Source organism: Stenotrophomonas sp. IS26 (assembly GCF_054188265.1).
Genome location: NZ_JBSZJV010000028.1, coordinates 19,500 through 42,741 on the forward strand (window position 1 = coordinate 19,500; position 23,242 = coordinate 42,741).

General features: G+C 67.0%; 26 protein-coding genes. 11 read left to right on the forward strand and 15 right to left on the reverse strand.

What is annotated here, in order from left to right; translation table 11 throughout:
• Positions 1–84 precede the first annotated feature (84 nt).
• From mdcA to ACW6W5_RS16930, 9 genes are all read left to right on the forward strand, one after another.
• Positions 85–1,728, forward strand: a complete 1,644-nt coding sequence (gene mdcA / locus ACW6W5_RS16890; protein ID WP_152154304.1) for a malonate decarboxylase subunit alpha — start codon at positions 85–87, stop codon at positions 1,726–1,728.
• 10 nt (positions 1,729–1,738) lie between these two features.
• On the forward strand, positions 1,739–2,059 hold the full coding sequence (mdcC, locus tag ACW6W5_RS16895; protein WP_121036901.1) for a malonate decarboxylase acyl carrier protein: 321 nt from the start codon (positions 1,739–1,741) through the stop codon (positions 2,057–2,059).
• Positions 2,056–2,952 carry a biotin-independent malonate decarboxylase subunit beta gene (locus ACW6W5_RS16900; RefSeq protein WP_152154302.1) on the forward strand — a complete coding sequence of 299 codons (897 nt, stop codon included), beginning with the start codon at positions 2,056–2,058 and terminating at the stop codon, positions 2,950–2,952. The genes mdcC and ACW6W5_RS16900 overlap by 4 nt, the downstream gene beginning before the upstream one ends.
• Positions 2,943–3,647: a biotin-independent malonate decarboxylase subunit gamma gene (gene mdcE / locus ACW6W5_RS16905; RefSeq protein ID WP_121036903.1), complete on the forward strand. Its 705-nt coding sequence runs from the start codon at positions 2,943–2,945 to the stop codon at positions 3,645–3,647. The genes ACW6W5_RS16900 and mdcE overlap by 10 nt, the downstream gene beginning before the upstream one ends.
• Positions 3,648–3,650: 3 nt before the next feature.
• Entirely contained in the window at positions 3,651–4,289 is a 639-nt protein-coding gene (gene mdcG / locus ACW6W5_RS16910) for a malonate decarboxylase holo-[acyl-carrier-protein] synthase (protein ID WP_152154301.1), read from the forward strand.
• The gene (gene mdcB, locus ACW6W5_RS16915; RefSeq protein ID WP_152154299.1) at positions 4,286–5,152 is read left to right on the forward strand and encodes a triphosphoribosyl-dephospho-CoA synthase MdcB; all 867 of its coding nucleotides are present in this window, start codon (positions 4,286–4,288) and stop codon (positions 5,150–5,152) included. The genes mdcG and mdcB overlap by 4 nt, the downstream gene beginning before the upstream one ends.
• Positions 5,149–6,066: a malonate decarboxylase subunit epsilon gene (gene mdcH / locus ACW6W5_RS16920; protein WP_152154297.1), complete on the forward strand. Its 918-nt coding sequence runs from the start codon at positions 5,149–5,151 to the stop codon at positions 6,064–6,066. The genes mdcB and mdcH overlap by 4 nt, the downstream gene beginning before the upstream one ends.
• Before the next feature lie 87 nt (positions 6,067–6,153).
• On the forward strand, positions 6,154–7,497 hold the full coding sequence (locus ACW6W5_RS16925) for an SLC13 family permease (RefSeq protein ID WP_019184589.1): 1,344 nt from the start codon (positions 6,154–6,156) through the stop codon (positions 7,495–7,497).
• A gap of 75 nt (positions 7,498–7,572) precedes the next feature.
• Entirely contained in the window at positions 7,573–8,292 is a 720-nt protein-coding gene (locus ACW6W5_RS16930; RefSeq protein WP_121036907.1) for a GntR family transcriptional regulator, read from the forward strand.
• 8 nt (positions 8,293–8,300) lie between these two features.
• Here ACW6W5_RS16930 and ACW6W5_RS16935 read toward each other — a convergent pair whose 3' ends face one another.
• The 13 genes from ACW6W5_RS16935 to ACW6W5_RS16995 all read right to left on the reverse strand — a co-directional run bounded on the left by ACW6W5_RS16935 (position 8,301) and on the right by ACW6W5_RS16995 (position 18,282).
• Complete coding sequence (locus ACW6W5_RS16935; RefSeq protein ID WP_121036908.1) at positions 8,301–8,546, reverse strand: hypothetical protein; 246 nt, start codon at positions 8,544–8,546, stop codon at positions 8,301–8,303.
• A 148-nt stretch (positions 8,547–8,694) separates the two neighbouring features.
• Complete coding sequence (locus ACW6W5_RS16940) at positions 8,695–9,609, reverse strand: fimbrial protein (protein WP_152154295.1); 915 nt, start codon at positions 9,607–9,609, stop codon at positions 8,695–8,697.
• Between the two features lie 50 nt (positions 9,610–9,659).
• Positions 9,660–10,400 (reverse strand): fimbrial biogenesis chaperone, encoded by a 741-nt coding sequence (locus tag ACW6W5_RS16945; protein ID WP_183073630.1) that lies wholly within the window; start codon positions 10,398–10,400, stop codon positions 9,660–9,662.
• 79 nt (positions 10,401–10,479) lie between these two features.
• Positions 10,480–10,998, reverse strand: a complete 519-nt coding sequence (locus ACW6W5_RS16950) for a fimbrial protein (RefSeq protein ID WP_152154291.1) — start codon at positions 10,996–10,998, stop codon at positions 10,480–10,482.
• 76 nt (positions 10,999–11,074) lie between these two features.
• Positions 11,075–11,617 (reverse strand): fimbrial protein, encoded by a 543-nt coding sequence (locus tag ACW6W5_RS16955; protein WP_152154289.1) that lies wholly within the window; start codon positions 11,615–11,617, stop codon positions 11,075–11,077.
• Positions 11,614–12,108, reverse strand: a complete 495-nt coding sequence (locus tag ACW6W5_RS16960) for a fimbrial protein (protein WP_193222870.1) — start codon at positions 12,106–12,108, stop codon at positions 11,614–11,616. The genes ACW6W5_RS16955 and ACW6W5_RS16960 overlap by 4 nt, the downstream gene beginning before the upstream one ends.
• A gap of 38 nt (positions 12,109–12,146) precedes the next feature.
• Complete coding sequence (locus ACW6W5_RS16965) at positions 12,147–12,677, reverse strand: fimbrial protein (RefSeq protein ID WP_152154286.1); 531 nt, start codon at positions 12,675–12,677, stop codon at positions 12,147–12,149.
• Between the two features lie 7 nt (positions 12,678–12,684).
• Positions 12,685–13,215, reverse strand: a complete 531-nt coding sequence (locus ACW6W5_RS16970) for a fimbrial protein (protein ID WP_183073632.1) — start codon at positions 13,213–13,215, stop codon at positions 12,685–12,687.
• Between the two features lie 8 nt (positions 13,216–13,223).
• Positions 13,224–13,766 carry a fimbrial protein gene (locus ACW6W5_RS16975; RefSeq protein ID WP_193222869.1) on the reverse strand — a complete coding sequence of 181 codons (543 nt, stop codon included), beginning with the start codon at positions 13,764–13,766 and terminating at the stop codon, positions 13,224–13,226.
• A 5-nt stretch (positions 13,767–13,771) separates the two neighbouring features.
• Complete coding sequence (locus tag ACW6W5_RS16980; protein ID WP_121036917.1) at positions 13,772–14,305, reverse strand: hypothetical protein; 534 nt, start codon at positions 14,303–14,305, stop codon at positions 13,772–13,774.
• Between the two features lie 3 nt (positions 14,306–14,308).
• Complete coding sequence (locus tag ACW6W5_RS16985) at positions 14,309–14,866, reverse strand: fimbrial protein (protein ID WP_121036918.1); 558 nt, start codon at positions 14,864–14,866, stop codon at positions 14,309–14,311.
• Positions 14,863–17,493, reverse strand: a complete 2,631-nt coding sequence (locus ACW6W5_RS16990; protein ID WP_152154281.1) for a fimbria/pilus outer membrane usher protein — start codon at positions 17,491–17,493, stop codon at positions 14,863–14,865. Before ACW6W5_RS16990 ends, ACW6W5_RS16985 begins: the two co-directional genes overlap by 4 nt.
• 153 nt (positions 17,494–17,646) lie before the next feature.
• Complete coding sequence (locus ACW6W5_RS16995) at positions 17,647–18,282, reverse strand: LuxR C-terminal-related transcriptional regulator (protein ID WP_193222868.1); 636 nt, start codon at positions 18,280–18,282, stop codon at positions 17,647–17,649.
• A 247-nt stretch (positions 18,283–18,529) separates the two neighbouring features.
• On the opposite strand from ACW6W5_RS16995, the gene ACW6W5_RS17000 reads away from it, so the two are divergent.
• A complete protein-coding gene (locus tag ACW6W5_RS17000) occupies positions 18,530–20,914 on the forward strand; it encodes an ATP-binding protein (RefSeq protein WP_193222867.1) in 2,385 nt (794 codons plus the stop codon).
• Positions 20,915–21,083: 169 nt separating this feature from the next.
• Complete coding sequence (locus ACW6W5_RS17005) at positions 21,084–21,710, forward strand: hypothetical protein (protein WP_193222866.1); 627 nt, start codon at positions 21,084–21,086, stop codon at positions 21,708–21,710.
• Positions 21,711–21,830: 120 nt separating this feature from the next.
• Here the strand turns inward: ACW6W5_RS17005 and ACW6W5_RS17010 are convergent, their stop codons facing one another.
• Together ACW6W5_RS17010 and ACW6W5_RS17015 are read right to left on the reverse strand one after the other, a co-directional pair.
• Positions 21,831–22,451: a hypothetical protein gene (locus ACW6W5_RS17010; RefSeq protein WP_152154272.1), complete on the reverse strand. Its 621-nt coding sequence runs from the start codon at positions 22,449–22,451 to the stop codon at positions 21,831–21,833.
• 353 nt (positions 22,452–22,804) lie between these two features.
• Positions 22,805–23,242, reverse strand: a 438-nt coding sequence (locus ACW6W5_RS17015) for a YadA-like family protein (protein ID WP_193222865.1), incomplete at its 5' end; no start/stop codon positions are given.

Below are 23,242 nucleotides of genomic sequence, written 5' to 3' on the forward strand. Positions count from 1 at the left end.
CAGCAATCTCATTCCAGCCCCCTTGCCCCCGCCAATCTTGGGTGGTAGTTTCGTAATTACAGCGTAATTATGTAGAGGCAGCAGATGGCTCGAGACTGGAACACGCTTGCGGATCGCCGCCAGGCACGGCTGCAGCGGGCCACCGATGCCGGCCTTGGGCGCCTGGTGCCGCATGCCGAGGTCCCACAGCTCCTGCACACCGTGCTGGAACCCGGCGACCGGGTCTGCCTGGAGGGCAACAACCAGAAGCAGGCCGATTTCCTGGCCGAGTGCCTGGCCCAGCTCGATCCGGCGCAGGTCCACGGCCTGCACATGGTCCAGTCCGTGCTGTCCCTGCCCTCGCACCTGGATGTCTTCGAGCGCGGCATCGCCCAGCGCCTGGACTTCTCGTTCTCCGGCCCGCAGAGCGGCCGGCTCGCCAATCTGGTTGCCGAAGGCCGGATCGAGATCGGGGCGATCCACACCTATCTCGAACTGTTCGGCCGCTACTTCATCGATCTCACCCCGCAGGTCGCGCTGATCGCCGCCCAGGCCGCTGACCGCCACGGCAATCTCTACACCGGCCCCAACACCGAAGACACCCCCGTGATTGTCGAGGCCACCGCGTTCCGTGGCGGCATCGTGATCGCGCAGGTCAACGAAATCGTCGACACCCTCCCCCGCGTCGATATCCCGGCCGATTGGGTCAACTTCGTCACCGAGGCGCCTCGCCCGAACTACATCGAGCCGCTGTTCACCCGCGACCCGGCACAGATCTCCGAGATCCAGGTGCTGATGGCCATGATGGCCATCAAGGGCATCTACGCCGAGTACGGTGTGCAGCGCCTCAACCACGGCATCGGCTTCGATACCGCCGCGATCGAGTTGCTGCTGCCGACCTATGCCGAATCGCTGGGCCTGAAGGGCAAGATCGGCACGCACTGGGCGCTCAATCCGCACCCCGCGCTGATCCCGGCGATCGAATCCGGCTTCGTGCAGTCGGTGCACTCGTTCGGCTCGGAACTGGGGATGGAGCGCTACATCGAGGCGCGCTCGGATGTCTTCTTCACCGGCAGCGATGGCAGCATGCGCTCCAACCGCGCGTTCTCGCAGACCGCCGGGCTGTACGCCTGCGACATGTTCATCGGCTCCACCCTGCAGATCGATCTGCAGGGCAATAGTTCCACCGCCACCCGTGATCGCATCGCCGGCTTCGGCGGCGCGCCCAACATGGGCTCGGATGCCCGCGGCCGCCGCCATGCCAGCCCGGCCTGGCTGAAGGCGGGCCAGGAAGCGGCCCTGCCCGGGCAGATGCCGCGCGGGCGCAAGCTGGTCGTGCAGATGGTGGAAACCTTCCGCGAGCACATGGCGCCGGCCTTCGTGGAGCGTCTGGATGCATGGGACCTGGCCGAGCGCGCCAAGATGCCGCTGCCGCCGGTGATGATCTATGGCGATGACGTCACCCACGTACTGACCGAAGAAGGCATCGCCAACCTGCTGCTGTGCCGCAGCCCGGAGGAACGCGAACAGGCGATCCGCGGCGTGGCCGGCTACACCGCGGTCGGCCTGGGCCGCGACCGCGCGATGGTCGAGAACCTGCGCGACCGCGGCATCATCCGCCGCCCCGAAGACCTCGGCATCCGCACCCGCGATGCCAGCCGCGACCTGCTCGCCGCGCGCTCGGTCAAGGATCTCGTGCGTTGGTCCGGTGGGTTGTACAACCCGCCCAAACGCTTCCGCAACTGGTAAGGGGCACGCCATGGAAACCCTGCGTTATCGCTTCCCCGGGCAGCACGATCTCACCGAGCGAGATCACCACGCGCTGGTCGGCGTGGTCGCCTCGGGCAATCTGGAAGTGCTGATCGAACCCACCCCGCTGGACGGCGCAATGGAGATCGAGGTGATCACCTCGGCCACCGGCTTCGACACCATCTGGCAGGCCGTGCTGGCCGATTTTGCCGCCCGCCACCCGCTGCGCAATGTGCGGTTGTCGATCAACGATGCCGGTGCGACCCCGGCGGTGGTCAGCCTGCGGTTGCAGCAGGCGCTGGAAACTCTGCAGGAAGGAGACGCCGCGTGAGCAGTCACAGCTTTTACGAGGCCGATGCCCGCGAGCGTATCCACGGCCTGCTCGATGCCGGCAGCTTCAGCGAGTTCGTCGGCCCGGCCCGCCGCATCATCAGCCCGCACCTGGCCCAGCTGGATCAACCGGGCGCGTTCGATGACGGCATCGTGGTCGGCACGGGCAGTTTGAACGGTCGCAGCGTGCTGATCGCCGCGCAGCAGGGCCAATTCATGGGCGGCGGCGTGGGCGAAGTGCACGGCGCCAAGCTCACCGGCCTGCTGGAGCGTGCCGTTGCGGTGCGTCCAGAGGCGGTGCTGCTGCTGCTCGACAGTGGTGGCGTGCGCCTGCATGAGGCCAACGCCGGCCTGATCGCCATTTCCGAAATCATGCGTGCGGTGCTGGCCACGCGCGCCGCCGGGATTCCGGTGTTCGCGCTGATCGGCAGCGGCAACGGTGCGTTCGGTGGCATGGGTATCGTCGCCCGCTGCTGCACGGCGGTAGTGATGTCCGAAGAGGGTCGTCTCTCGCTGTCCGGCCCGGAAGTGATCGAGACCGTGCGCGGCGTGGAGGAGTTCGACTCGCGCGACCGCGCCCTGGTCTGGCGCGTGACCGGGGGTAAACACCGCTACCTGATCGGCGACGCCGTGCAGCTGGTGCCCGACAGCATCGAGGCATTCGGTGATGCCGCAACGGCGCTGATAGCCGCACACGTCGAGCCGCAGGATCCGCTGGACGCGATTGATCAGGCGCACGCCCGGCTTGCTGCGCGAATCACCACCTATGGCGGCTGCCGCGATGGCCTGGAGGTCTGGCGTCTGCAGGGCATTGCCGATGCCGAGCAGCTGCCGCTGCTGGAGACCGCTGACTTCCTTGACGCCGTCAAGGACCGGAGCCTGCCATGGAACTGACTTCCCTGCTCGATGCCCTGTTCCCGCTCGGCCACGCGGTCACCCGCAAGGACGATGTGCTGGGCGGCACCGCCACCACCGCCGCCGGCGAGGTCACCGTGATCGGCACCGCCAACAAGCTGGAGGTGGGCGTCGATCACGCACTGGCGCTGGCCGCCACCGTGCTGGCCAGCACCCGCGCATATCCGCAGCGGCCGATCGTGATGCTGGTGGACACCGCCGGTCAGCGCCTGGCGCGCCGCGATGAAATGCTCGGCATCAACAGTTACTTCGCGCACCTGGCGCGCACGTTGGATCTGGCCCGCCGCCGCGGCGCGCCACTGGTCAGCCTGGTGTATGGCGAGTCCGTGAGCGGCGGCTTCCTGTCGTTCGGGCTGATGGCTGATCGCATCTTCGCCCTGCCCGAAGCGCAGGTGCGGGTGATGGATCTGCGCGCGATGGCCCGCGTCACCAAACAACCGCTGGAAAAACTGCAGGCACTGAGCCAAAGCTCGCCGGTGTTCGCGCCGGGGGTGGAGAACTACGTCAGCATGGGCGCCGTGGAGGCCATCTGGGAGGGCGACCTCGCGCAGGCGCTGGTGGATGCGCTGCAGGCGCAGGTCATCGGCGATCAACGCCGCGAACGGGGCGCCGAGCGCGGTGGCCGCCGGTTGGCACGCGATGTCGCCGCTGCCGTGGCCGCAGGGGAGGCCTGAACCATGCGCCGCCACGACCTGGTCTGGCTTGCTCCGCAGGCACCGTGGCAGGTGCTGACCCCGGGCGCGGATGCGCGCCTGCGGGCGTGGGCCGAAGCACGCTTGCCCTTCGTCGTGGCGCGACGCGATCCGGTCACTGATGGCGATCAGCTGCGGCTGGGTGTGCCGTTGCCCTTGGCCGAGCAGCGCCAGCGGCTGTCGCTGCGGATCGAACGCACCCACGTGCAGCGCACCGCGCCGCCGCCGTTGCTGCCCGAGGTCGCCGAAGCACTGGCCGCCCCCTGGCGCGATGCGCTGCCTCCCTTGCTGGCCGACCTGCCCGAGCCCACCCCACCGCCCCGCGTGTTCGGCAGCTTCGCCTGGCAAAGCCTGACCGGCCTGCCGTATCTGCACGCCGGCTCCGATCTGGACCTGCTGTGGCAGATCACCGAGCACACGCACGCCGCGGCGCTCACCGAACGCATGCGCCGCTGGGAACGCGAGCACGGCCTGCGCATCGATGGCGAGCTGCGTTTCCCCGGCGGGCAATGCGTAAGCTGGCGCGAGTACGCCGGCGGTGCCGCCCGCCTCCTCGTCAAATCGGATGACGCCTGCTGGTTGTCCACACGCGATGCCCTGCTGACGCAGCCGGTGGCCGCATGAACGCCGTGCCGCGCCCCGCCCCGTTGCCACCGCCCTCCCCCACGGCGGCTGCGCATCGGCTGGCCCGGATGGCGATCACCAGCCTGCATGCCGAACTGGCCTGCGCCCCCAAACCCGGGTTGGTCACACCGTGGAGCCGCGGCAGCCACGATGACATGGACGCGGCCACCTTCCTGCGCAGCCTGTTCGCGCTGCGTGGCTATTTCGTGGCGGTCGCCGCCGCCGGTGCGCACAACGTGCCGTTCGATGATCTGCGCATGCTCGGCATCGAGGCGGAAGCCTCAATGCTGCGGGCGACGGGTGGCATCAACACCCATCGCGGCGCGATCTTCAGTCTCGGCCTGCTGGTCGCCGCGTCCGCGCGTCTGCGTCATGTCGAGCATGCTGCGCCCCAAGGCACTGCGGTCTGTCATGCGGTGCGCGGGCACTGGGCGTCCGCGCTGCTCGCCGCACCGTTGAACAGCACCAGCCTTGGCCAGCGCGCCCGCCAGCGGCATGGCGTGCCCGGCGTGCGCGAACAGGCGGCGCAGGGATTCCCGCTGCTGCGCGAGGTGGCCCTGCCCACCCTGCAGGCCACCCTGCGCGCCACCGGTGACCGGCAGACCGCGATGGTGCAGACACTGATGTCGCTCGTCGCGGTCACTACCGATCTCAACCTCCTGCATCGCGGCGGCGAACGCGGGCTGGCTTTTGCACAGCAGCAGGCACGTCGCTTCCTTGCCGAGGGCGGCGCGCTCGAGTCCGGCTGGCGGGCACGGCTCGGGGCGGTGTGCGACGCGTTCGAAGCGCGTCGACTCAGCCCGGGCGGCAGCGCCGATCTGCTGGCCTGCGCGTGGTTCCTGCACCTGCAGGAGCGCGCATGAGCCTGGTCCTGCTCTGCCCCGGTCAAGGCGGCCAGCATCCGGATATGTTCAAGCGGGTGCGCGCGAATGCGCAGGCGCAGCCGGTGCTCGATCTGGCCAGCACGCTGCTCGGCGCACCCGTCGCACAGATGGCGGCCGATGCGTCGCGCTTCCACAACGCAGTGGCCCAGCCGCTGGTCTGCGCCGCGGCGCTGGCACATTGGGCGGCGTTGCAGACGCAGCTGCCGGCCATCACCGCCGTCGCCGGCTACAGCGCCGGCGAGCTGGCCGCGCACGCGGTGGCGGGCAGCTTCGACACGGCCGCCTGTCTGGCGCTGTCGCGCGAGCGCGCCCGGTTGATGGACGCTGCGGCGCCGGTCGATGCCGGCTTGCTGGCGGTGATCGGGCTGGACGAGGCTCACATCGCACATCTGTGCGCGACGCACGGCGTGTTCCTGGCCATCGTCAATGGGCCCGACCACGTGGTCGTTGGCGGCCTGCGGCCTGGGCTGGAGGCCGTCGCCGCCGACGTGGCTGCCCACGGTGCCCGCACCGTCCCGCTGCCAGTGGATGTGCCCGCGCATACCCCGTTGCTGGCCGCAGCGGCGCAGGGCTTTGAGAAGCCGTTGCGCGCACTGCCACTGCACGCCCCCCATCTGCGCCTGCTGGCCGGCATCGACGGCCGCCTGGTCAGCGATGTTGGGCGTGTCGTGAGCACCTTGTCGGCGCAGATCGCCCAGTCCGTGCAGTGGCAGACCGTGCTGCAGCAGGCGGTCGAGCGCGGTGGGCGCGTATTTCTGGAACTGGGCCCGGGCGCGGCGTTGAGCCGTCGTGCACGCGAGCTGCATCCGCAGCTCGAGGCGCGTTCCGTGGAGGATTTCCAGACGCTGGAGGGCGTTCTGGAGTGGGTGGACGGTGCATGCGCACGCGCATGAAGGTCTGCCGGTAACCGCAGCACCACGTAACCCCGGATGGCGGGTCGCCATCATGCTGCACGCGTATCAAGTGTCTCGGGAGGGCGCATGAGTCCGCAAATCGCAACGATCATCGGCTTGGTGATCATGTTCATCGTGGCCACCGCGCTGCCCATCAACATGGGTGCGGTGGCCTTCGCGCTGGCCTTCATCATCGGCGGCCTGTTCGTCGGGATGGAGGGCAAGGAGGTGTTGGCCGGCTTCCCGGGCGACCTGTTCCTGACCCTGGTCGGCATCACCTACCTGTTCGCCATCGCACAGAAGAACGGCACCATCGATCTGCTTGTGCATTGGGCAGTCAAGGCCGTGCGCGGGCACATCGTGGCCATCCCGTGGGTGATGTTCGTGGTCACCGCGGTGCTGACCGCCTTCGGCGCGCTCGGCCCGGCCGCGGTGGCGATCATCGGTCCGGTCGCGCTGCGCTTTGCCAAGCAGTACAAGATCAACCCGCTGATGATGGGCCTGCTGGTGATCCATGGCGCGCAGGCCGGTGGCTTCTCGCCGATCAGCGTGTATGGCGGCATCACCAACCAGGTGGTGCAGAAGGCCGGCCTGGAAGTCACGGAAATGGCCGTGTTCCTGACCAGCCTGGGCTTCAACCTGCTGATGGGCATCATCTGCTTCTTCGCCTTTGGCGGGCTGGCGCTGATGCGTCGCGCACCGACGGCGACCGAACCGCTGGTCGCCGGCAGCCAGGCCTCCTCACGCCAGTTTGCGATCGAAGGTCACGGTGCCCTGGTCTCGGCCGGTGGTGGCACGCTCTCCAATGATCCGGACGCGCTGGATGACGTGCGCATCAACCGTGAGCGCGTGTTCACCCTGATCGGCCTGCTGGGCCTGGGCATCGCCGCACTGGTCTACAACCTCAACGTCGGCCTGGTCTCGATCACCGTCGCGGTGGTGCTGGCCCTGCTCTCGCCGAACTCACAGAAGGGCGCGGTGGATGGCATCAGCTGGTCGACCGTGCTGCTGATCAGCGGCGTGGTCACCTACGTGGCCGTGCTGCAGCAGGCCGGCGCGGTGGATTACATCGGGCATGGCGTGGGGGCGATCGGCATCCCCCTGCTGGGCGCGCTGCTGGTCTGCTATGTCGGCGGCATCGTGTCGGCGTTCGCGTCCTCGGCGGCGGTGCTGGGCGCCACGATTCCCCTGGCCGTGCCGTTCCTGATGCAGGGGCATCTGAGCGCTGCGGGGGTGATCTGCGCCTTGGCGATCTCCTCCACCGTAGTGGACGTGAGCCCGTTCTCCACCAACGGCGCGTTGGTGGTGGCCTCGGCCGCGAAGGAAGAGCGCGAAGCGCTGTTCCGCCGCTTCCTGGTCTACAGCGGGCTGGTCGTCGCCTTCGGCCCGCTGCTGGCGTGGCTGCTGTTCGTGGTACCGGGCTGGATGTGACCCCATGGCGGGCCCGCAACGGCGGGCCCGCCATGACCCGGTAGAATGCTGCACACCTGCCCATGAAGCCCTGCCATGCCCCTGGCCCCTGGTCCCCGCCTGTCGAAGAAACGCGTGCCGCTCTATGAAGAGGTGGCCGAGCAGCTGCGCCAGAAGATCTACGACTACGAACTGCCGCCGGGTGAATGGATCGATGAGCCGATGCTCGCCGAGGAACTGGGCATCAGCCGTACCCCACTGCGCGAGAGCCTGAAACTGCTGGCCGCCGAAGGGCTGGTCCAGCTCGATGCCGGCCGCGGCAGCCGCGTCACCCGGCTCACCCTGGAAGACCTCAACCAGCTGTTTCCGGTGATGGCGATGCTGGAAGGCCGTTGCGTGCATGAAGCGGTCAAGCGTATCGATGCGGACGGCGTGGCGCAGCTGCAGGCCCTGCATGACGCGATGGAGGTCGCCGCCGCCGCGGGCGATCTTGCCGAGTACTACCGCAACAATTACCTGATCCATGAAAGCCTGCAGAACCACGCGGGCAACCCGTGGTTGATCCGGGTGACGCACGATCTGCATCGCATCCTCAAGATGCACCGCGGCCGGCAACTGCTGACCCCGGGCCGCATGGCCCAGTCACTGGCCGAGCATCGCGCACTGATGGAATGCATCCGCAACCGCGATGCCGAAGCCGCCGAGCAGAGGATGAACCGGCATCTGCTCAGCCAGGGCGAAGCGCTGGCGGCCTATGTCGCCGCAGGCGGCCAGTTGAACGTGCCTGCGCCGTTGCCGCGCCACGGCGGAATCTGAGGCGCCGCCTAGGCGAGCTCCACGGTCAATCGGGTCAAGGATTGCCCCAGCAGATGCAGCCGGATCTGATCCAGGCTGGTGAAGTAGCAGACGGTCTCCGTCCCGGCCAGGCGATAGATGCCGCGCTTGCCGCCGAGCAACACGAACTTTTCCTGGTCCACCAGGTACTGGGCGACCGGCGGCACGCCCTGTGCCTTGAGTCCATCGATATCGATGGGTTCAAGTGCGTCGAGATCCTGCAGTGCTGTGGTCATGGGTGGGGGAAGCGTCTTGATGGGAGCTCCAGCTTAGGAGGCGGGTAAGCAGCAGCGCGTGGAATCATCGTGAGGATGATGCGAGTGCGTTGCGGCGGCGTCATGGCTCGGATAGGTCCACTCGCTGTCAGGTCACATCACGCCCCCACTACGGATAGTCCATCGTCAACGTCACCGCGCTGCCGATCGTGCCCGGGGTCAATGCGCCCGTGCGGATGTAGCGCACGGCAAAATCCAACGGCGCAGTTACGTTGGCGGCCGTCTTGGCCTGCGTCCAGCTCGATCCCATGTTCTGCACCACGTAAGTGCCCGAGGCATTCTTGCGCAACAGCTGAAGCTGCAGCCCTTTGCTGGTGGTGCTGCCCGGGATCGCCGCCAGAAGGTTGCTCGTGCTTCCCGTGGTGTGGGCATCACGCAGGGTAAAGCGCACATTGGTGGTCATGGTGACCGCCCCCGTGCAGGTCAGCGGCATGATGAACCCCGCATTGGCAGTGACCGTACTGTTCACTGCCCCCAGGTCCGTCGCGCGCACGTCCGCCAAAGGCGGAGCATGATTGGCCAGGCGGCAGAACCCCGGCAGCATGCCGAAGGTAAAGTCGGTCCGGAACGTCCTGCTGTCTACGCTGGGGCAGCCCGAATACGCATTGACCTCGCAGATCCACACCCAGATGTTGGGCGCTCGATTGTCGTGAGTAACCCTGGTGCCATTACGCCGGATGACCTCGAATGCCACCGAATAGGTCCCTGACGAGGGTGCGCTCATGATGTCTGTGGTGCCCAGAGGCCTGAGGACGCCGTTCACCCGAACCCGCACGCCGAACACATCGGCACTGTATGTATCGTAATGGGCCAGGGTGGCCGCATCCGTGGACCCGGCCGACATCGTGAGGTGAATACGGATCCCCTTGGAGCACCCTGAGAACGTAAAACTGGTGCCGTTGCTGGTCGATACCGTCTGGCCAATCGCCGGTAAAGGCACGTTGGTGGGCGCGGCGAGCGCTCTTACCCCGGGGTTGCTCGCATTGCAATCCGCCCACGCTGGCGCGCTCAGCACCAGCAGCACACTGGCGGCCAGCCAGCTGCGCCATCGCAGGCCTGCCGCGGCCCACCCGCTCACTGCGCCAGCGCCGCCGACGCGCTCAGGTGCCCACCAAAATCGTCGATCCAGTCGAACTGCACGGCCTGCCCTGCACCCGGCGCCTTGTCCAGCGCCATGCGCAGCGAACTGCCCGGCGCAATCATGCCCGGCTCAGTCACGCTGGCACCGCCCACCGAGGCCGTCGCAAGCGAGACGTGATAGCGGCTGGGGTTGTGCGCCTCAAGGTACTCACCATCGGCATCGCGCCCTCTGCTCCACCGCAGGTTGGCGGCCGCCTCGCGCGGCTTGCCCTCCAGGCCCACGGGGCGATAGAACAGTTTGATGCGGCTGCGCACGGCCAGCTGCAGCAGATTCTCATCCGGCGCAGCCTCGCGGCGTGGGGGAATCTCCAGCACGTTGAAATAGAACACCGACTCACGGTCCGTCGGCAACTCTGGCATCGCCTGCGGCGTATGCAGCAGCCGCAGCGATTGGCCCTGCCGCGGCTCTATGCGCGCCAGCGGCGGGGTCAGCACGAACGGCACCCGGATCTCACTGGCCTTGGCGTCGGCGTCACCCGCATCGATCCAGGCCTGCACCATGGCGGGCGCATCGTCCTGGTTGTTGAGCTGGATGGTGCGGTCCTTATCGTTGGCATCAAAGATGATGCGGGTGCCGACAATCACCACGCCGGCATGGGCGTGGGGAACGATGGCCATGGATGCGCCGGCCATCAAGGCAGCGGCCAACAGCGGGCGGAAAGAAAAGCGATGCATGAGGAAACTCCAGTCAGGCCCGGCCTGGCCGGGCGCCCGCCTCGCCGGAGCCGCAGCTGCGGCCCCGGGCTGCGTGGGATCAGGGATAGGCAACCGTGAAGGTGGCATTGGATTTGGCGGTGCCCGCACCGGCCGCGCCGCCAACGGCAACGTAGACCGCGGTGTAGTCCAGCTTCACCGCACCGGTGGTGATCGGCACGAACGAATCGGCGGTCGGCAGGCCATTGATGATCTGGCGGGTGCCGGCGGCGTTGTCGATACCGATCTGCACATTCTTGGCGGTGCTGGCGGCAGTCAGGCGCAGGTTGCCGGTGGCGTTGTCCCCAAGCGTGGGGCTCTCAAAGCGCACCGCCACCGTGCCGGTGGGCGCTGCGCCCGGGCAGGTGAGCGTGATCGGCATCGAGGCGCGGCCGGTCTCATTGCCGGCGGCCGACAGTGCCGATACATCCAGCTTGCCGAACTTGACGTCAACCTTCGCCGCCGCCGTGACGGTGCAGGTACTGGCCACCAGCTCGCCGTCGAAATCGATGGTGTTGGCCGAGGCCAGCGCGGGCAGCAGCAGGGCGGCGAACAGCAGGGCGGTCATGGGTCGTTTCATGGGAAATTCCTTTGAAGTGGGCTTGAGGGATATGCAGTGGTCCGGCCTGCTCAAGCGACAGATCGGCGCGTAGGTTTCAGTCGTAGGTCACCACGACCGTGGCGGCGCTTTTGAAGCTGCCGTGCTGGAGGGGGCTGCCGTTGTGCCGATAGAAGTAGCTGCGGCCCTGATATGTCGCCGCGCCGCTGGCCACCGCCAGGCTGGCGTGGTGACCGGCGGCCGGCATCACAGCCTCCGAGCCCTGCTCCACCAGGTGCAGACTCACGCCGGTGGCAGTGCCGTGGTTGGCGTATTGCGGCTGACCGGCGGCATGCGGGGGGCCGGCAAACACCAGCGCAACCCGGCGCACGCCGCGGCAATTGACCAGGCGGAATTCCCAGTCCAGTGCCGTGGCGGCCACCACGCCGGTGGCCGCCCCGATCACGTGCAACTGCACCCTGGGCAGGTCCACCCGTTTGGCCTGGTCCTCGCTGTGTACCTCACACGTGCCGGGACGCACGCTGCCGGCCAGATCGACCACACCGTCGGCCAACGCAGGCCGCGGCCAGGGCAGGAGGATCACGCACAGCGCGGTGGCACTGCGGCACCGCTGCGCTGCGCTGGCGCGCGTGCGGCTCATTGGTAATCGACAGTCACGGTAAAGGTGCTGCTGATGTCACCTGCGGTGACCTCACCGGTGCCCACCTTGGTGTACTGCGCGCACAGCGCTTCGGTATGGGTACCGCTGAAGGTGCGCGCCAGTGTGCTGCCCGGTGCCACGGTGGTACCGGTGGCCGAGCATGCGCCCTCCTGCAGCCAGATGCCGGTATTGGGGGCAGCGCCGGTGGTCAGTTTGTTGCGGAAGATCGTGGCATTCGGTGCAGGTGCTGCATCGGCGGCGGCGCCGAAGGTGAGGCGCGCACCTTTGACGCCACTGCATGCTGTCAGCGCCAGCGAGAACGGCGTGTAGCTGTCCGCCACACCACCGCCGGCCGTGGCCGGAAACTTGTCGGCACTCACCGGGGGCATGGTGTGGGTGGGATTGTTGAGGGTGCAGGTACCCGGGCGAACGGTCCCGGTCAGGCTGACGTTCTGTGCGTGCACGGGAGCCAGCAGGAGCCCGGACACCATGATCGCAATGCAGGCAGGAAATCGCATGATGGAAGGCCTCAGCGGTAAGTGATGGTGACGGTGAAATTGGTGGACAGCGGGCCCATCGACACCAGGCCGCCGGCGATCTTCACGTACTGGGCGCACAGGTAGAGCTGGTACGTGGCACCCGTGAAGTTCCTGGTGATGGCCGCGCCCGGGGCAACGGTGGTGCCGCTGGCGCAGCGGCCGGTACCCTCCTTGATCCAGTAGCCGGTGAACGGCGCGCCATTGGTGGCCTTGTTCCGGAACACATTGGCCTGGGTGCTGGCATCGGCCACCGCCCCCATCTGGAACGTCGCCCCGGTAACACCCGAGCAACCGGTCAAGGCGATCTCGAAATTCGTGTAGCTGGCAGCGGCGGCGCCGGTGTTTCCTGCTACCTGGGGGAAGACATTGGCACCCACTGCGGGAATGGTCTTGCTCACCGCAGCCGCCGTGCAGGTACCTGCCTGGATGCTCCCATTGAGATCAACGCGCACGGTGCTCTGCGCCGCGGCCAGCGGGCAGACACACATCGCCAGTAGCGGAAGGCAGTTGAGAAGGTTCATCCCGGCCTCATTGGTAGGTGATCGTGACGATGAAACTGGTACTGGCAGGGCCCTGCGTGACCAGACCGCCGGCGGACTTGTAGTACTGGGCGCACAGCGGAAACGAATAGGTTGCTGTGGTGAAGGTCTTTGTGACGGCCTGCGCAGGCTGATAGGTCGGCCCTGCGCTGCAGCTGCCGCGCAACCAGATGGCGATGTAGGGCGATCCACCAGCGCCTTTGTTGCGGAAGCTGTCGCGTTCGGTGGCGTGACGGTCCGCATCGGTGCCGAAGACGAACGTCGCGCCGGTGACGGACGAGCAGGCCGTCAGATTGATCGTGAAATCGGTATAGCTGGCCGCGGCCCCCCCCTTGCCGGCGGCGGTCTGCGGGAAAGCATTCACGCCCACGGCGGGCATGTTCTTCGACACGGCCGTCGCGGTGCACGTACCGGCCAGGAGCGTGCCGTTGAGATCGATGCGCGCCCTCGAAATCTCCTGTGCCGCCGCCGGCAGCGGCGCCGCGAGCAGCACGGTGACCAGCGCCTTGGCGAGGGTCATGCGCGCCCTCATTGGTAGGTGATCGTGACGGTGAAGCGGGTGCTGATCGCACCCCGCGTGACCACGCCGCCGGCAAGCTTGACGTACAGCGCGCACAGCGGCACCTCGTGGGTCGACCCACTGATGGTTTCGTTGCGCGTACTGGCGGGCGCGATGGTTCCGCCAGTGGCGCAATCGGTGGTGGGCCGCAGCCAGATAGCCGCGTACGGTGCGGCATCCGCCGTAGCCTTGTTCCGGAACATCGACGCGCGGGATGGCTCTGCATCTGCGGCTGTCCCGAACACCAGCGTTGCGCCGGTCACTCCTGCACAACCGGTCAATGTGAGATTGAACGGTAGCCAGCTGGCGGCATTGCTGTTCTCGCTTGCGGGATTGTTGTTGAACGTGTTCGCCATGACGGTTGGAAAGCGTTCATTGACCGCCGCCACCGTGCAGGTGCCCGGCTGGATCCGGCCCGTAAGCGCGACGTTGGATGTGCCGGTGCTCTGCGCACGCGCAGGCAGCACGCTCACCAGCATCAGCAACGGCAGGAGGCACACTATGCGCATCATGACCCTCATCGGTAGGTAATCGTCACGGTGAAATCGGTGCTGATGCCGCCCTGGGTCACCAGGCCGCCGCGGTACTTGGCATACTGCGCACACAGCAACAGCTCGTACTCCGGCGTGGAGAAATCACGGGAGAACGGCGCGCCGGGCGTGATCGTGCTTGAGGACGCGCAGGTGCCCGCCTTCAGCCAGATGGCGGCAAACGGCGCTGCATCCGCCGCCTTGTTCCGGAACAGATTGCTATGCGTTGGCTCGCCATCGGCAGGGGTGCCCATCACGAATTCCGCGCCCAGCACACCCGCACAGCGGGTAAGAGAAAGTGCGAACGCCGTGTAGCTGGATGGGACACCAGCGGTTCCCTCTGCGCTCTGCGGAAAGACGTTGGCCGTCACCTCAGGCAACGTCCTGGCCACAGAGCCCACCGCGCACGTACCGGCCTCGATCTGCCCGCCCATGGCGAAGCTGGCGGTGCCCCCCGCCTGGGCCAGCGCGGCTCCGGGCAGCACCAGGCCGAGCAGCAGTAACGGATGCAGACTTGCCATGGCTCAGAGGAACGTCACGGTGAGAGTGAAGGCCGTACTGATCGCGCCCTTGGTGACCAGCCCGCCCGCGAGCTTGTAGTACTGCGCGCACAACGGCACGTTGTGGGTGGCGGTGGCGAAAGTGCGGTTCAAGGTCTTGCCCGGCGTGACGGTTGCGCCGGTGGCGCAGTTGGTCTCCTTCAACAGCAGGCCGGTATACGGCGCCGGGTTGGTCGCTGCCTTGTTCTTGAACGCGTCGGCCTGGCCATCAGCTGCATCGGCGGCCGCACCAAAGGTGATCGTGGCACCGGTCACGCCGCTGCAGCCGGTCAGCGCAAGATTGAACGTATCAAAGCTGGGTGTCGCACCGCCGGCGGTGGCCGCGACATTGGGAAAGTCGCTGGCCGAGGCGGTGGGCATGGTGCGGTTGACTGCGCCAATGGCGCAGGTGCCGGCCTCGATCTGGCCAGTCAATGCGAAGTTGGCGGTGGCGCGACTCTGTGCAGCCGCCGGAAAGGCGGTGAGCGCCAGGGCGATGAGCGCGGTGCCCGCCCGGGCCGCGTATGCGAAGGTGGTGGTCATGGATATCCTGTCGAAGTAATAAGAGGAACGGTGAGATCAGCCGCGGAGGCGGCCTGCTCGATGAGGGGTGTTACGGGTGGTGCTGGTGCAGCAGGGGGCTGGTGGTCATCACCGGCCGTGGTCGCGCTGTCCTGGCAGACCGATTCGGCCCAGCGCTGGCCGCGCTCCCTGCGCACCTCGGCCTGGCTGAACTGCATCACACAGTGCACCGTGGTGCCGGTGCCCACGGTCAGCCAACCGTTGATCGGCGCATGGAGGTGGACAATGCCGCCCTGCCCCACCACGCCGACCACGGCGCCTTCGCTGTCGTACACCTGGCTGCCGAAGTGGGTCAGCGCGCTGCCGTCGGGGTGGGTCACGTAGGCGAACGCGGCGTGCCGCTGCTGCGTTTCGAACGAGAGCGCCACCGCTGCGCCCGCCGTGGGGGCCACCCGGCGGCTGTTCTGCAGCAGCGTCAGGTCCAGTGACAGGCCGTCCGAGGCGATGGTCACCTCGTTCCAGCGGTACGGGCTCAGGCCGGGCAACAGGGCATAGCCGTTGCGGCCCACTCTGGCGCCGTTGATGCCGACGCGGGCCCCCTTGCCACCGTCCACGCGAACAATGCCGAACGTGTTGCCCAGCGATGGCCCCAGATTGAGGCCGCCCGGATGCCATACCACCGCACCGGATGCACCGGCGGTGATCCGCTGATCGTGCTCGCTGTACATGTAGCCGGCACTGACGCGCGCCAGCGGCGTCTGCAGCTGCGCGCTGAGATTGGCGCTCTTGCTGCCATCGGGCGAGCGCGACAGACCCGCGCCGTAGTCAACCGGCAGCGAGCCGGGGGCCCGGCCACTGACATTGACATACTGGCTGGTGCCTCCCTGCTGCTGCGCCAGCGACAGGCTGACCGAGGCCGGGCGCTCGGTGCCCCCCAGCGGCACCTCGAACTGTGCCTGGAACTGGTCATCACGGCGGCCGGTGCTCGAGCGCACGCGCATCGCACTCAGGCTCCAGCTGACACGCCGCCAACGGCTCTGCAGGCCGATCTGGTAGTCGGTCTGTGCCTGGGCTGCGCCCCAGTAGCTGACATGGCTGGCACGCACGAAGGCAGACGAGCGCGTGCCCAGTTGCTGCGAGAAATCCAGCTGGATGCGGCGCTTGGCGCGCTGCAGGATGGCCTGGCCGGACGCGTCGCCCGGCTTGGCGCGCCACTGCATCGCCTCTTCCAGGGTGACGAAGTCGCCACTGCTGTAGCGATAGGTGGCCAAGCCGATGTTGGTGCCGGTACTGGCCATGTGCCGCTGGTAGTTGACGCGCACGCTGTTGCCCCGGCGCACGCCATGGCCGTTGAGCGTTACCTGCGAGTGCGTCAGGTCTGCGCCGAACGCGCCAATGGACGTGTTGATTGCCGCGCCAGCCAGTGCGGCGTGGTAGCCCTGCGTGGCCTGAGTACCGGCGAGCAGGGTGAGCCAGTTGTTCATGCCCCTGCCCCAGGTGCCCTGGAAGAACACCGGGTCGGACAGCCCATCATGCTCACCGGAGGTGCGTCGACGCCCCCCCGCCAGGCTGTAGCGCCAGGCACCTTGCCGCAGTGCCTGCGGCACCGCGGCGAAGTTCACCGAGAAGCGCTGCTCGCTGCCATCGGCCTCAGTGACCACCACGTCAAGATCGCCGCCGTAATTGGAGGGGTACAGGTCATCGATCAGGAACGGCCCGGCTGCCACCCGGATCTCATGGATCACATAACCACTCTGGCGCACGGTGACGGTAGCCGCCGAGCGCGCCATGCCGCGGATCAGGGGCGCATAACCGCGCAGGGCATCGGGCAGCATCTGCTCATCGCTGGACAGCTGCGCCCCGGTGAAGGCAATGCTGTCGAACAGTTCGCCGGTGGTCATGGATTGCCCCACCAGCAACTGGCTGCGCCAGCGCACCACATCCCGCTGCAGATACGTATGCCCGGCCTGGTAGCCGCTGTCGCCCTCGTGCCGCCGCCATGTGCCCCGATGGCGCAGCCGCCACGGCCCGTGGTTGAAGCCGAAGGACAGGCCTGCGTACGCTGCCACACCGCTGTCATTGCGCTGCGCGTTGAAGTCGTAATCCAGCATGCCGACGGTGACACCAGGGTCCCACTGCCCCGGGTTGACCGTGCCACGCGCCTGGGTCTCCAACGCCTGCTGCGGTACGCTCAGGTTCAAGCGCAGCGCGTGGGTATCGAAATGCGCCTGGGCGTGTTCAACGCGGCCGACCAGCGGCACGCAACCGCGCACGTCCTGCTGCAGGTGCTCGGCTTTGACGCCGCCGTCTTCCAGCAGCGTGCGCGGCAGGCAGGCCTCGGCACGCAGAGGATCGGCGCCGGGATGGAACGTGATGCCGTGACGGCCCAGGAAGCTGTCATTGAGGTGGACGTCCAGATCGTATTCGCCCGCTTCAACCGGATTACCGTGGCGGAAGCGCTCCAGATCGGCATCGCTGGCGCCGTCCATGAGGAAATCGGCATTGAATGCCAGCTCCACCGGTGCCCCATTGCCACTGGCCATGGCCAGACCATGCCAGCAGCCGGCCAGCGCCGCCGCCAATGTGCTGACACGCGCGCCTCCCCGACGCTGCCGATGCGGCGCGCGATGGGAAAGCGATGGGCTCATGCGTATCGGCACGGGGTGTTGCCCGCTCAAAGCGGGACCAGGTCAGCGGAAGTGCGGCGAGAGTGGCAGCGGCCTGCGGGCAGGTACATGCAAGAACTTGCAAAACACAGCGGCGTCACTGCAATTGTTCAGCCTGGCGCCGTTTCCATTCAGTCAGCGATCTGTTGGATGCGCACGCAGTAAATCGAAAAGCTCTCTGTCATTGGCAGCGCCTAACTTACGCATCCCCGTGCGCTTCTGCCGACTCACCGTGCTGACGGTTTTGGCCTGACATCCGGCGATCTCGCTGACCGAGTTGCCCTTGGCGATCAGCGCCAATACCTGCCGCTCGCATCGCGACAACGCCGACAAAGGGGGTTGCCGCGGTGCGTCCTGGTCAAAGGTGCGTTCCGCCCAACCGTCATGCACATAGCGGCGCCCGGCAATGACGGATGTCATTGCGTCCAGATAAACCGCCAGCGGCGCGCGGCGCTGCACGATGGCCGATGCCCCGGCGTCCAGCAGGTTCGCCAACCCGTCGGAGTGGGCGCTGTCGGTCAACACCATGACCGCTGCGCTGGTCTGCCCACGCACGGCACCGATCATCTCCACTGCCTCCGCACCCTGACGGATGCAGGCAGGCAGATCGAGGATCACCAACTCGGGCTCATCCTCCCCGACCCGCTCGCGGAATGCCGACCAGCTGCCGGCATCGTCGACCACCCGGCACGCCGGCACGCTGCCGAGCAGGCAACAAAGGGAAAACACAGTGAGCGGGTGGTCACTGATGACCACAATGCGTGTTGCCATGGAGTGTCCATTCCCTCTGGGCGCTGACGCCAGCCCCGTCCTTCGATCACCATGACGAATCGGGAACCGCATCGCCATGCAAGCACTATGAAAATCGGGTTCATATGAACGCCGGGAGGCGACGGGTATGGCTTTGTGACGCGGCCTGCGGAGACGCCATGCTGGGTGGAACTTTCGTACTTGTTGCATACCCCGCCGTGCGATGCCGGCGTATCTGTGGGGGATATTTTTGTCGGATGACTGGTGCATGGACCCGCGTGCTTCCTCCCCTTTCCGCACCACCGGCCGGCGACAAAGCCCGTGGCGCGTGGCATGGCTCACGGCCACCTTCGCTATCGCCGGCAGCCTGCTCTGGCTGGTCCTGTCCTCCCCGACGGCACAGCGCACGCCCTTCAGCCTGGCCATCGGCCCGCAGATGGCCAGCCAGCACGGCCTGGCCGGGGATGCCGCGCAAGGCGGGCCCGGTGCCTATCTGGAGGCAGTCGAGGCGCTGTCCGGGCTCACGCTGAAGCTGGTCACCGCGCCCTCCATCGAGCGTGCAGTCCTGCTGCTGCACAACGGGCAGGTGGACGGAATGGCCTTCTCCCTGCCCTCCACCGCCACGATGCTGCCCGACACCGCCGCGGTCTCGCCGTCCTTCTACAGCGGCACCACGGTCATGGTCACGCGCCCGACAGCGGCCTTTCGCGCGCTGTCGGCGATGAGCGGGATGCGCGTGGGCGTGATCGGCCATGGGGAGTATCGCGGCTATCTGGCTGAGCACTTCCCCGGTATCGACGTGTATCCCCTGCCCAGCGTCGATGCGATGCTCGAGGCGGTGGACAGCGGTGGCATCGACGCCGCGCTCGGTGTGGATGCCGTGCTGGCGCCGCTGGCGCGCAAGCGCTTCGGCGAGCGGCTGGAGGTGCATCTGGTTTCGGATGGCCCACCGGTGGAGATGCGGGTGGCCTCGCTGCCGCAGCGCGCCGGCGAGATTGCCATGGCGCACCAGACCTTCCTCTCGCTGCCATTGGATACCCGCCAGGACATCCTGGAGCGCTGGTTGAACACGCTGTACCGCTCTCCACCCACACTGCGGGCGGTGCTGTCCCACTACCGCGTGCCTATCACACTGCTCGGCCTGTTCCTGCTGGCGTTCCTGCTGGCCGTCGCCCAGTCGCAGCGCAATGCGCGCTCACTGGCCTCACGCCAGGCCAGTGCAGCGCGCATCCTGACCCTGGTCAATCATGAAGTCCGCAACGGCGCGGCCTCGGTCATTTCAGCCATCGATCTGCTGGAGGCCGAGGCGGACCCGGACGAACGCAACCGGCTGTTCCAATCGGCCCGGTCGGCTGCCGATGCGCTGAAGCACACCCTGACAAACGCGTTGGAGTTCATGTTCCGTGATGCGCCCGAGCATGCCGATGCCGCTTTCCTGCACAACGCCCACGGCATCGTGGCCGAATGCCTCTCGGCGATGCGGCCGCTGGCCCGCTGCAAGGGGCTTCACCTGGTGCTGCAGATGGACGGTGAGGCTACGCTGCAGGCGCGTTGCGATGCGCGCGCCCTGCACCATATCGCCAGCAACCTGATCTCCAACGCCATCAAGTTCAGTGACCACGGCGAGGTGACGATCGGGCTCTGCTTCTTGCCTGGCGTCGGTAACACCGGAACGGTCGTGCTTCGCGTGACCGATGTCGGCCCCGGGATTCCAGCCCACGACATGGCACGCATCTTCGAGCCTTTCAGCGCCACCCGCACCGGCCAGCTCAAACACGGCGCCGGCATCGGACTCTCCCTGTGCCGACGTATCGCGCGCGCGCACGGCGGGAACGTGACCGTCTCCAGCCGGCCAGGATCGGGTGCGACCTTCGTGGCCACGCTACGCGGGCAACTCGGCGATACCGCGCCGGAGATGACCTCGCCCCTCCTCCGGGCCTCTGCACCCAAGGTGGCCTGCGCACTGGTGATCGAGGATCAACCCGCGATCGCCAACATCATGGTCCGCCGGCTGCGCGGGCTGGGGTTCGAGACGGTCATCGCCAGCTCCGGTGCCGCGGCGATCCGCCTCATGAATCAAGAGGGGCCGTTCGGCATCATCACCGTGGATGGCGACCTGATGGACGCCGATGGCAGCGATATCGCCCAGGAGATCCGCGCGATCGAACGCCGCCACGATTGGCCGCCCGCAAGGCTGCTGTCTGTCTCCGCCGCCACCGACGTGATGGACCGCGCGGCCTACCGCCGCGCCGGGGTCGATGTCTATCTTGGCAAGCCCATCGACTGGGTCGCCTTCGATGCCGCCAGCGGCGCACCGGTGCGTGATGCGAAGGCGCCCGTCGTGCCCGTACAGCAAGGCGTGAGCGTGATGGAAATCTACCATCACCAGATGCAGCTCGACCGGACCGGGCTGGAGGTTTCGATCCGTGTGCAGAACTGGCGCGGTGCGCTGGCCATGGCGCACCGCATGCAGGGCGCGGCCTCGATGGTGGGCGACGTGGACACCGTGCCCACTCTGTGCGAACTACAGCGCTGCCTGAAAGCGCATGCCATCAACGGCGACCCCGCCGATGCGCAGGTCTGGGCACTGGTGGCCAGTCTCAGCCCGGCCCCGGCCGATGGCGTGGACGGCGTGCCTCCGAGCACCAACTGAAGCACGGTCACGAAACGGTGCTCGCGCTCAAAGGCCTCGGTCATCTCGGCATGGATATCCACGATCTCCCACAGCGCGGTGCTGTAGTGATTGACGTCGGCGAAGCCGCCGCCCTCGCCTTGCAGCGCGAGCAGTGATTCCTCGGCGGTTGTAGGTATTCAGGCCGGCGGTGTTCATCGCCATCGCACTCTTTGCGCTGCTCATGGCCGCCATGCGGTTGAAGCGCTTGTCCATGCCATCCAGGCGTTTGTTCAAGCCCTCCACCGCCATACCGGTGTACTCGTTGGACTGCGTGAGCACGTCGTTGAGCTGGCGGACATTGACGGCATCGGTGCCCACGCTCGTGTTCGACCAGCTAGGCCTGGCTTCTGGGAAAGCAACCTTCAACATGCAGGCCCGCAGGATCACCATCGGCCAAGCCTGTGAACGCGAGTTCGTCGAGTGGGGAGCAGACCCGTTCCAGCTGACAGTGGCCCACGAGCTCACCCATGCCGTTCTCTACGAGGCCGGCTATGGCGCCACTGGACATGCGGACGCATTCCTCGCTGTTTATGGGCTCGTGCTGGGCAAGATGGACATCAACCTTGTTGAACTCGAGATGAAACGCTGTGCCACGCAGAATTGGCCGGCTGACGTACCACCTTCGTTGCTATCCAACCGACCACGGAAAGCGTGGCGCAGCAAATCTGATCCCCGCCGTAAAAAGGGGCGCCGGCGGTGTCGTCTTGGTACTGGCCGTCTGGTTGTTCCGGTATCCGCTGATGAACCGAAGAGGTCCAATGCGATCGCGATATGACACTTGCCTGATGAGTCTGACGCGGCCAAGCCGCCGATAGCTCACCCTTCGCGCCTCTCGAGGCGCATGCCCTGCCACGCATACACAAAAGGCAGACGGGCACCGGGACCCCTTTGGCTATCAGAACAGGCGGCGCTGCAGCAGTTGCAGCACGGTCACTGCCCGGTGCTGGTGATAGTAGCGGCTGGAAAGATCGGCATGGATGCCGACGATGTCCCACAGCGTATCGCGGTACGCATGCACGTCCTGGATGTGGCACACCTCATGGCCATGCGGACCGCCCCAGTCTGGCTGGGCCGCGCTGCGCCACACCGCATCGGTACTGTGCTCGCGCACCGCCCCCAGCATCGCAACATACGCATCCACCTCACGGCAGTGCAGCTCGCCGCATTCGTCCAGCGCCAGGATCAGGGCTGCGATGTCCTGCAGCAGTTTCTGCTGGTAGCGCAACGCGGCCGGCTCCAGCAGCACACCACGGACCTGCTGTATTCGGTGAGCCCCGGGGCCCGCGCCCTCCGCGGTGCCTGGCCCCGCGACGCGCTGGTGAAAGCGGAGCACCTCCGGCCCTTCGTAACTTGCCTGCGCGCGCTTGCGGATGCGGTCGTCCAGCGCCAGCATCCAGACGTGCGCGGCCTCGGGAGTCACCTGCAGCTTGGGGGCGGACAGCAGTGTCCAACCGGCCCATGCACCGGCAAGGGCGATGGCGAACGACACCACACGCAGTGCGACACGGTGGTCCACTCTCCCGCCCCCGGAACCGGGCCGCCCAGCCCCGGCCAAGGCGCGTCCAGACGCCTGCGAACCGATCATAGGCCGGCCTCCCCCACGGTTGCCACGGCCACTCCCCGGGTGCGATCACTCATTCACGCGCCTCCACCGCAAGGGGCATCGCGCGGAGTGCGCGCGCCTCACCATCACGCTAATGGCACCCCTCGCCCGACTTCCATACAACACCAATGAAAAATGGCCGCGCACGCCGCACAAAAAAAAGGCGCGGCCCGCCAGAAGCGAACCGCGCCAGATCAAGCGCCCTTACCGGCTGCGCAGTCATACCGACCCGGGCAGCCTATACAAGCCGCAGGGCTACGTGCCGCTTACCAGCCGATACCCACGCCCACACCGACGGTCTTCTCACCGCTGTTGGTGAAGGCGCCATTGAGGCTGAAGGTGGCCGAGCCACGCTCGTTCATCACCCGCTGGTAGCCCACCGCCAGTGCCGATTCGCCATCGGAATGGCCCACACCCGCGCCGAGGCGGTTGTAGGTATTCAGGCCGGCGGTGTTCATCGCCATCGCACTCTGCGCACTGCTCATCGCCGCCATCCGGTTGAAACGCTTGTCCATGCCATCCAGGCGCTTGTTCAAGCCCTCCACCGCCAGATCGGTGTACTCGTTGGACTGCGTGAGTACGTCATTGAGCTGGCGGACATTGACCGCATCGGTATCGGCCGTGCCCTTGGCCACGTGGCGGACGCTGCGCTCCTTGCCTTCGCTGCCCACGGCCACGGCGTTGTCCCCCTCGGCCTTGACCAC